Source organism: Parendozoicomonas sp. 2304DJ65-17 (assembly GCF_058148445.1).
In genome coordinates this window covers 1-331 of sequence record NZ_JBYVJV010000034.1, presented here as the reverse complement: position 1 = coordinate 331, position 331 = coordinate 1, and the positions used below count along the sequence as shown (strand labels likewise).

At 45.0% G+C, this 331-nt stretch carries 2 tRNA genes; both read left to right on the top strand.

The window, feature by feature from the left end:
• Positions 1 to 149 precede the first annotated feature (149 nt).
• Positions 150 to 225: transfer RNA gene (locus tag ACY2RR_RS24430), tRNA-Thr, on the top strand.
• A 30-nt stretch (positions 226 to 255) separates the two neighbouring features.
• Positions 256 to 329 (top strand) — tRNA-Pro (locus ACY2RR_RS24425).
• Positions 330 to 331 lie beyond the last annotated feature (2 nt).

The following is a 331-nucleotide window of genomic DNA, read 5'->3' as shown; positions in this document are numbered from 1 at the left end:
GCCAAAGCGATCTTAAGAAAGAAGATCCAAGTAACGCGAAACGATCGACACATACTACAGTGTCAGCAACAAACGACTCATTGAAAATTGCTCCTGCATTTTCAATATTTCCGCCATCCTTGGCGGGCAGATTCCATATTATTTATTAAGCTCTTATAGCTCAGTCGGTAGAGCGCATCCTTGGTAAGGATGAGGTCACCAGTTCAAATCTGGTTAAGAGCTCCATTTTTCTTATCTTTTCGTAAAAAGATAAATCGGGGTATAGCGCAGTCTGGTAGCGCGCCTGCTTTGGGAGCAGGATGTCGGGAGTTCGAATCTCTCTACCCCGACC